Annotated in this window: 7 protein-coding genes and 2 pseudogenes; 4 read left to right on the top strand and 5 right to left on the bottom strand. The window is 47.2% G+C overall.

Features of this window, described 5'->3' with window-relative positions:
- Positions 1–29: 29 nt before the first annotated feature.
- The 3 genes and pseudogenes from ACKFKF_RS33195 to ACKFKF_RS33185 all read right to left on the bottom strand — a co-directional run.
- Entirely contained in the window at positions 30–218 is a 189-nt protein-coding gene (locus ACKFKF_RS33195; RefSeq protein WP_446871650.1) for a transposase, read from the bottom strand.
- 2 nt (positions 219–220) lie between these two features.
- Entirely contained in the window at positions 221–457 is a 237-nt protein-coding gene (locus ACKFKF_RS33190) for a transposase (protein WP_446871651.1), read from the bottom strand.
- Between the two features lie 206 nt (positions 458–663).
- A pseudogene (locus ACKFKF_RS33185) lies at positions 664–874 on the bottom strand (IS630 family transposase); the annotation flags it as partial.
- Between the two features lie 5 nt (positions 875–879).
- Between ACKFKF_RS33185 and ACKFKF_RS33180 the strand changes: the two are divergent.
- A pseudogene (locus ACKFKF_RS33180) lies at positions 880–1,098 on the top strand (transposase); the annotation flags it as partial.
- On the opposite strand, the gene ACKFKF_RS33175 reads toward ACKFKF_RS33180, so the two are convergent.
- Positions 1,099–1,761, bottom strand: coding sequence for an ABC transporter transmembrane domain-containing protein (locus tag ACKFKF_RS33175; protein WP_446871649.1), 663 nt, complete (start codon positions 1,759–1,761; stop codon positions 1,099–1,101).
- A gap of 944 nt (positions 1,762–2,705) precedes the next feature.
- On the opposite strand from ACKFKF_RS33175, the gene ACKFKF_RS33170 reads away from it, so the two are divergent.
- A complete protein-coding gene (locus ACKFKF_RS33170) occupies positions 2,706–4,046 on the top strand; it encodes a CmpA/NrtA family ABC transporter substrate-binding protein (protein WP_446871648.1) in 1,341 nt (446 codons plus the stop codon).
- A gap of 521 nt (positions 4,047–4,567) precedes the next feature.
- Here the strand turns inward: ACKFKF_RS33170 and ACKFKF_RS33165 are convergent.
- Positions 4,568–5,068 carry an orange carotenoid protein N-terminal domain-containing protein gene (locus ACKFKF_RS33165; RefSeq protein ID WP_446871647.1) on the bottom strand — a complete coding sequence of 167 codons (501 nt, stop codon included), beginning with the start codon at positions 5,066–5,068 and terminating at the stop codon, positions 4,568–4,570.
- A gap of 451 nt (positions 5,069–5,519) precedes the next feature.
- Here ACKFKF_RS33165 and ACKFKF_RS33160 point away from each other — a divergent pair, with 451 nt between their 5' ends.
- Positions 5,520–6,302 (top strand): SDR family oxidoreductase, encoded by a 783-nt coding sequence (locus tag ACKFKF_RS33160; protein ID WP_446871646.1) that lies wholly within the window; start codon positions 5,520–5,522, stop codon positions 6,300–6,302.
- A gap of 24 nt (positions 6,303–6,326) precedes the next feature.
- Entirely contained in the window at positions 6,327–8,669 is a 2,343-nt protein-coding gene (locus ACKFKF_RS33155) for a glycoside hydrolase family 31 protein (RefSeq protein WP_446871645.1), read from the top strand.
- The last annotated feature ends 145 nt before the right edge of the window (positions 8,670–8,814 follow it).

Raw genomic sequence — 8,814 nt, 5'->3', positions numbered from 1 at the left:
CCTGCTCAAATTATCAACCAAATTACCCCTCAAATCAAAGCTGACAGTCTACTAGAGGCGGTGGGTAACTGTTTGCGAATCCGGTTTTTCAACCATGCCCAACACTTCTCAATTCGATTGAGGTCAGGTGAGTAGGGTGGCAAATAGACTAATTGACAGCCTGCGGTTTCAATCAACTGAGCAATCCGACCGCCATGATGAAACGTGGCATTATCCACGATCACCCACTCCCAGGGTGCAATTGGAGCACCAAGCACGTCTCTAGCCAGCGTTCAAACACGCTGCGGTTACAGACCCCCTCGACCGTAAAGGGTGCCATGATCTCACCCGCCCGATAGAGTGCGATCAGATTGATGCGTCCTTGCCTGCGACCCGATTTGAGGTCATAGAAGCGTTCTCCTGCCGGGGCATAGCCGTAGCCAGCGTTGTCCCGTTCGTCCATCCCAGACTCGTCCACGTAAACCAACGTCAGTTCGATGAACGCTTCGCTTCGCTTTTAGATCCAGGAACGCCCCCTAAATCCCCCACGAGTGAGGGACTTTGAACCAGAATTCCTCTCTGAAAGTCCCCCAAAATTGGGGGGTTGGGGGGCAGAAGCCGTGAACAACGAAGCGAAAAAACTCTCATCGAATTCACGTTAAACCAAGTGCGGCGCTTTGGGGTCTGTCACTTGGGCTAGGAAGTCCGCCCGTTTAGCTTCGTCGCGTTGGCTGTACCCGTAGGTTTTTTTACGGGTATACCCGATCTTTTGTAATGCCCTCGAAATGGTGGACTGGCTAATCTCGCTGTCCCACAGGTCTGCCATTTCACTCTGGGTTTTATCCCCATGCGCTTTGACAAAAGCACGAAACTTCTCCCAATTATGAATCTTGTTTTGTTGCGATCGCGGACAAGCTAGCGGAGTGGAAGCAGCGCAACATTGAGATTTTTAACTTACCAACCTACTCCCCGCAATTGAATCTGATTGAGATCCTATGGCGGTTTATCAAGTACGAATGGATTGAGTTCAGTGCTTATCGGAATTGGCAAAGCTTAGTTCAGTATGTAGAGAGAGTACTCAAAGAGTTTGGCGAGAACTATGTAATTAATTTTGTTTAACTACTTAGCTAATCGACCGTTGACCAGACTGGCTTTTTGGCGAATGTCAGCATATCGAGGCGCAAGCTGTTTTTGAAAGGCAAAGGAACCCCACAAAATAAAGGGAATGGGCAGCATTGCATACCAGGAAACACCCGGTGCGAGCGCCAAAAAAGTGCTGCCGACAAAGACGATCGTCGTGACAAACTGCAAAATCTCATTCGCACCACTGTCGAGAAAGCGTTCTAGTTGGTTAATGTCATCGTTGAGAATAGACAGCAGTGTTCCGGTACTTTGTTCTTCAAAAAAGCCCAGTTCTAATGCTTGCAGGTGACTGTAGGCATCCAATCGCAATTCATGCTGTACGGTCTGGGCCAGGTTGCGCCAGAGGCGATCGTAGGCATATTCAAACAGCGATTCTAAACTCCAGATCAAGAAGGTCAGCAGTGACAAGACGGTAAGTTGTCCAATAATGCTGGTGATGCCAACGTAGGCGATCCAGGAAGATTCTCGTTTGACGACAACATCGACAGCCATGCCAATCAGATAGGGCGGTGCCAGGTCAAAAATTTTGTTAAGAACTGAGCAGACGCTGGCTTGCCAAATTTGAGTGCGATGAGGACGACTATAGCGAAGTAGCCGCTTTAAGGGATTCGTCTGGGTAGATGAAACAACAGCAGACATAGGACGTTTGGATAAACAAAGGAGTCTCGATCGTAATCCTAAGCTGCAATTCTGGGGCGATCGTCGCTAATTCAACGTCAGTCTCTAACCAGGGCACTTGAGAATCGGGTGGTTAGCAGAAGCGCTAAATAACGAAACAAAAAAACTTCATCGAGTTCACGTTAATCTGCAATTCCAGACTGTTCTTTCTATATTAGACTTCCTGCATGAATACCTGGCGATTGATGTTAGCTTCGCAAGAGCCTTCGGCAACGCTGCTATCAGAACAAAGTCCACCTCCGTGGACTAACGGTTAAAATCGCCTCTTTAGTGTGCGAAGGCACACTTTGCTCTTGTAGCCCCGACTTTAGTCGGAGGGCATCTATGATTCGTGCAGGAAGTCTATTGACGATAGGTTAAATCGCACTTGATAAGAATAATTACTTAACTGCTTATCTAGAGGTTTCTTAACTTTTCTTCATAATTAAAAACGACATTTCTTCTTGTTTACAGAGTTCATAGAACTAACCCATTTACTAACAGCTTTTCCGTATTAAAAGTCCTACTTTTATTAGAGATCTATACATTGAATTCAGTATTAAACCGTAATAGATAGCTTTCAATAGAGACTTAATAGTACTGGAAAGATAGACACTTAGATGTTTAATTAATTCTCTACAGCCTATGCACAGCAACACCTTTGAGATATGTAAATCTAGATAACATAGAAAGTTTTACAATTGATATATAGAGACAACTTGATAAATTTTGCTCTTCAAGATCAACAACTTTTACTTATCTATTTAATTTAATATTTCATCTGAACTTTTGAATTCACATTGATCTATAAGTGATTTAAAGTGCTTAAACTAACATCTAACAAAAGAAGTGCTTCTTTCAAAAGTAAGACTATCTTTTCGATAGTTCTACTTAATAAATATCCCTACCTTTTTGGAGAAAACTATATGTCCAACGTTTCTCGTCGTCGATTTCTCTATACAGCGGGCGCTACCGCAATGGGATCGATCGTTCTCAAAGGCTGTGCTGGAAATCCGCCAACCACCGAAAATGCGACCTCTCCGGCGGCCGTTCCTGCGGTAAATGCTGGGACAGGTCAAGCCCCCGAAACAACCAGCGTGCGGATCGGCTACATCCCCATTTTTGAATCGGCTCCCTTGCTCGTCGCCCAAGAAAAAGGCTTCTTTGCCAAACACGGTATGAGCGGAGTCCAGGTGCTCAAACAGTCTTCCTGGGGGTCTTTGCGCGATAACCTGGTGATTGGCGCAGGCGGCGGTGGCATTGAGGGCACACAGTTTCAAATGCCCATGCCCTACCTGATTAGCGAAGGCAAAATCACCACGCAAAACCAGAAAATTCCCATGTATGTGCTGCTGCAAACCTCGACACAGGGCAATGGGATTGCGATCGCGAACAAGCACTTAGGCAAAAACATTCACCTCGATCTGTCCCAAGCAAAAGGCTACTTTGACGAACTAAAAGCAAAGGGCACGCCATTTACAGCCGCTTACACCTTCCCCAGTGCCAATCAGGAATTGTGGATTCGCTATTGGTTAGCCGCAGGTGGCATCAATCCCGATACCGATGTAAAGCTGATCACTGTCCCGCCCGCCCAAACAGTTGCCAACATGAAAACAGGCACAATGGACGGTTTTAGCACAGGTGACCCCTGGCCCTATCGGATTTTGGCAGAGAACATTGGCTTTATGGCGGCTTTGACGGCTCAAATTTGGCCGAGTCACCCAGAAGAATATTTTGCAATGCGATCGGATTGGGTCGATAAACATCCCAAAGCGACGAAAGCCCTGATCAAAGGCGTGATCGAAGCACAACAGTGGTGCGACCAACCAGAAAACCGTAAAGAACTAGCAGAAATTTTGGCGAAGCGGCAAAACTTTAACCTGCCTCTTGAGATTCTGTCTCCTCCCTTGGCAGGCAACTACAAGATGGGCGACGGACAAGCTGAGATCAAAGACATCAAAATGGGGCCGCTCTACTGGAAGGATGCTATCAGCACTGTTTCTTACCCCTTTAAGAGCCACGACACCTGGTTTTTGACCGAAAACGTGCGTTGGGGAATGCTGCCGGGTGACACTGACATCAAAGCGCTAGTAGACAAAACCAATCGGGAAGACTTGTGGAAAGAAGCTGCTAAAGAAATCAGTATTGCTGAAGCTGACATTCCTAAAGAAACGACTCGCGGCCCAGAGAAATTCTTTGATGGTATTACCTTCGACGCTGCCAATCCCAGCGAGTATCTGAAGACCGTCAAGATCAAAAAGGTCTAGAAGTAGCTTTGACGGGTATTAGATCAACTTCAACAGTCTGCCAAATTCCTGCATATTTGAATCGATCAACAACCGTTCACTCAATCAATTGATCAATCACTTGTTCAGTTATGAGAAGTTCGATGAGTCGGATTTAAGCAGGGGAACGATCTGGTGAATGCGATCGTAAAAACACTGTTTTGGTACAGGTGCGCTGAAAGAGCTACCTACTCTAACAGAGCTAACCAAACGAACTAAAGGGTGCTACTACGTGGATACTAGAAGGTTTGGGTTAGTGGAGACAAAGGCTTAGAAACTCCACAAACGTTACCTACGACAAAAGCTTGAAGTTGTGCTGGTAGAGGTCGATCGACAGTCTGTTTTCTCCTTAGCCGGAGGTCGATCGATCTCTACTTTTCTTATTGTTTGTAGACAGATAAGGGATCAGGTCTAAGGGTAGTTACTGAACAGTAATAGGATCACAACGCCGTTGGCTTTCAGCACCTTATAAACATCCCCTTCACTCTGCCGAGTGCTTTAATCTACGACCCAGATTTGTTACCTGGTTGGATAACAGTCGGATCGACCCCCATCGGAGACACAATATCCCGGAAGAGTGTGATCTGCTGCTCAAATTCTAGGGCCTTGACTTGCTCAAACACTTGGTTGGCTTCAGAAGAAAGCTCATAGCTTGGGGGCATGGGAACGATCGTTTGGTTGTCCATGCCTTGAGCAAGTAGATACCAAAAGAGAAGTTTGGTTGTATCGCTAAGTGCGCCGTATTCGCGAGAAAATTCTGTGTCTTTGTGGTTGATCAGATCGCGTTGTAGTTCTAGTTGCTGGTCGTGGGAAAGTTCTTTGACGCGGTTAAAATAGGCTTCTCCAATTTCGGGTGAGGCGGTGCTGGCTCCGGGTGCAGCAGGCGTGATCGAGTGTCCCATTTCTTTGTAAATGAAGTAGAACAAGGCAAGCTGTTGATCTACATTGAGGCTTTGAAATCCAGTCACCAATTGATTCTCAGTATCAGAAGTTGTATATGTCATCACAATTCTCCATTCGTCTATTGCACACTAGCAAAGCGATCGCTTGGTTCCTACTCGCTTAAGACAGAGGAAGATAACCTTTCTATAGACAGAGGTATTGCTTGCGGCTCTACACAACAGTTTGGGGAGGAGTCAGCAGGGGTAAAACTTATGGCAGGTAGATTGCAAGACAAAGTAGCGATTCGTAACAGGCACAGGAGCCGGAATCAAAGAAGTGATCGCAAGTTTACTAAAGAAGGCGCGAAAGTCGTCGCTAACGGATTGCCTACTGATTCGATTGAGGATGGAGCAGCAGCGATTTAGCATTATGGAGGAACCGCGATTGCGTATGCAGGCCACGTATCCAAAGAAAACGATCGAATCTAGCAATTGCACTCCTCCTCGCAAAGCGGAATAAAGTTCTCCCTCATCCCTCATCCCTCATCCCTCATCCCTCCAAAAGGAGCACATCATGCAACTAACCGGAAAAGTCGCCGTCATCACAGGGGCCGGGTCAGGAATTGGGAAAGCCGCAGCCCTTTTGTTGTCTCAGGAAGGTGCCGTTGTTGGCGCAATCGATTGCACTCCTGAAGACAGTCAACAAACGATCGACGAAATCCAAAAGCTAGGCGGCAAGGCAATAACCACGATCGCAGATGTTTCTCAACCAGATCAGGTCAAGCAGGCGATCGATAAAATAGCACAGGAGTTTGGCAAAATTGACATCGTGTTTGCGAATGCTGGAATTAATGGCGTGTGGGCTGCGATCGAGGAGCTTTCACCCGAAGATTGGGACAAAACCTTAAACATTAATCTCAAAGGAACGTTTCTTACGGTTAAATACGCCGTACCTTACTTAAAACAACAGGGCGGTTCTATCATTGTGACTGCTTCGGTGAATGGAACGCGAATTTTTAGCAACACTGGCGCGACTGCTTATTCTTGTTCTAAAGCAGGACAAGTTGCATTTACTAAAATGGTTGCGTTAGAGTTGGCGAGATACAAAATTCGCGTCAATGTGATCTGTCCAGGAGCGATCGAAACTGAGATTAGCAATAACACGGAACAACGCAATCTAGAATCGATCAAAGAACCTGTCGAATTTCCTGAAGGGAAGATTCCTCTTACTGATGGAGAACCCGGAACCTCTGAACAAGTCGCCCAGCTAGTCTTATTTCTAGCCTCTAATGCCTCCAGTCATATCTCTGGGACTGAAATCTGGATCGACGGCACAGAATCTCTGCTCAAAGGCTAACTTTTATCCCTTATTACCTTTCCCATGCCTCAAGTTTTTGGAAAACTGCCTCAGACTAATCAACCGTGGAACACGATCGCAGATGTTCAGAGTGTTGAAGTTGACGATCGCTACATTAATCTAGACTGTGGTGACGTTCATCTCAAGCTGAGTGTGTTGTCTCCAACCTTGATTCGAGTGAGAATGGCGGCTCAAGGGGAGTTTTTGCCGCAGCGATCGTGGGCCGTCAATCAAGCAGACGATCAGTGGGAAAAAACACCGTTTGATGTTGAACAAACTGATGCGTCGATTGAGATCAAAACTGATCAGATTCGAGTCAAAATTCAGCGTCGTCCTTGTCGAATTAGCTACTATGATGCCAATGAACAGCCATTTGCACAAGATGCTGAAATAGCGATGGGCTGGCGAGTTGGGCAGGTTGCCGCCTGGAAAACAATTGAAGTTGAAGATCACTTTTATGGATTTGGCGAACGTACGGGACTGTTAGACAAGCGATCGCAGATCAAAACAAACTGGACGGTGGATGCGCTGGATTACACGTCGATCGACAACGAAATGTACCAGGCAATTCCCTTTTTTATGGTGCTGCGTCCTGGCTTGATTTACGGGATTTTTCTTAATGTGACCTATTGGAGCGAATTTGATCTGGGAGCCACTAAACCCGATGTCTGGCAGATGTTGGCGCACAGTTCAGAACTTGACTATTACATCATTTACGGTGCGACACCCGCCCAGATTCTCGACACCTACACCCAGCTAACCGGACGGATGCCCCTACTGCCAAAGTGGGCGCTGGGCTATCACCAATGTCGCTGGAGCTATGAATCAGAAGATGTGGTACGAAGGCTGACTAAAGAGTTTCGCAATCGCAAGATTCCCTGTGATGTCATTCATCTCGACATTGACTATATGCAGGGTTATCGCGTTTTCACCTGGAGTCCGACTCGCTTTCCTGACCCCGCGAAACTGATTGGGGAGTTGCAGCAAAATGGATTCAAGACCGTTACGATCGTTGATCCAGGTGTGAAATATGAACCGGACGGTGAATACAAAATTTATTACGAAGGATTGCAGAACGATTACTTCGTGAGAACGACGGATGGACATTTAGTGTATGGCTATGTGTGGCCTGACAAATCGGTGTTTCCTGACTTTTTGCGCCCTGAAGTGCGTGACTGGTGGGGCGATCGCCAAAAGATTCTCACCGATGCGGGCGTGGCGGGCATCTGGAACGACATGAATGAGCCGACGTTGGATGAGCGTCCTTTTGGTGACAGCGGCAAGAAGATTTCCTTTCCATTAGATGCCCCTCAAGGCTCACCCCAAGAAGGCGGCACTCATGCTGAAACGCATAATCTCTACGGTTCAACCATGTCTCAAGCGGCGTATCAGGGATTAGAAAAACTGAGACCAAATCAGCGATCGTTCGTGCTAACTCGTTCAGGATTTGCGGGAATTCAACGCTGGTCGTCGGTGTGGATGGGGGACAACCAATCGCTGTGGGAGCATTTGGAAATGTCGCTGCCAATGCTCTGTAATATGGCGCTGTCAGGGGTGGCATTTGTGGGGGCGGATATTGGCGGATTTGCCGGGAATGCGACTCCAGAATTGTTTGCTCGATGGATGCAGATGGGATTGCTCTATCCATTGATGCGCGGACATTCTGCCTTAAAGTCATTGCCTCATGAGCCTTGGGCGTTTGGCGATCGTACCGAGCAAATTTGTCGTGACTCGATTGAATTGCGCTATCAGTTATTGCCGTATCTCTACACGCTCTTTTGGCAATCATCCAATACAGGAAGTGCTATCCTTCGACCATTGCTTTATGAGTATCCCCACGATTCCAAAACTTATCATCTTCACGATCAAGTTATGTTGGGTTCAGTGTTGATGGCCGCCCCTGTGTGTCGTCCGGGTGTGGAGGCGCGATCGGTCTACTTGCCCGCGGGGGTTTGGTACGACTGGTGGAGCGGCGATCGCTATCAAGGGTCTACTCACATTCTTGCTGACGCGCCTCTAGAACGGATGCCACTGTATGTTAAAGCCGGATCAATCATTCCGCTACAACCTATTATGCAATACGTGGATGAACGCCCGATCGATCACCTCCGGATTCGCATTTGGCCCGGCATGGGTGAATTCACACTGTACGAAGATGATGGGGACAGTTTTGAGTATCGATCGGGTGCCTGGTCAACGACGACCTATCGAGTTCAAGAAACTACCGTTCAAATTGAGGCGAGGCAGGGAAACTGGAAACCAAGCGATCGAGAAATCACTGTCGAATGTGTGGGCGTAGGTGAACAACACTTTAAAGATGATGGCAGTGCGCGCCAACTGCAATTTACCCCAGCAGCCTCAAACTAAAAACTCTGGCGTTGCTGAATCAAGGGATGAATTGCCCCAAAGCGGCGGGAAACCCAAGGTTCAAAGTCCCCCAATTTTGGGGGATTTAGGGGGCGAAAAGATGGACACTTCCCACAGATTCATCCCTCCAATCAGCAACGCCAAA

Source organism: Phormidesmis sp. 146-12 (assembly GCF_052939495.1).
Note: the sequence above shows the minus strand (reverse complement) of the source record. Positions and strands in the feature narration are given on the sequence as shown.

Excerpts from the sequence above, each read along its gene's own strand:
- ACKFKF_RS33175 (WP_446871649.1), bottom strand. The coding sequence starts at position 1,761 with ATGTCTGCTGTTGTTTCATCTACCCAGACGAATCCCTTAAAGCGGCTA.
- ACKFKF_RS33170 (WP_446871648.1), top strand. The coding sequence starts at position 2,706 with ATGTCCAACGTTTCTCGTCGTCGATTTCTCTATACAGCGGGCGCTACC.
- ACKFKF_RS33165 (WP_446871647.1), bottom strand. The coding sequence starts at position 5,068 with ATGACATATACAACTTCTGATACTGAGAATCAATTGGTGACTGGATTT.
- ACKFKF_RS33160 (WP_446871646.1), top strand. The coding sequence starts at position 5,520 with ATGCAACTAACCGGAAAAGTCGCCGTCATCACAGGGGCCGGGTCAGGA.
- ACKFKF_RS33155 (WP_446871645.1), top strand. The coding sequence starts at position 6,327 with ATGCCTCAAGTTTTTGGAAAACTGCCTCAGACTAATCAACCGTGGAAC.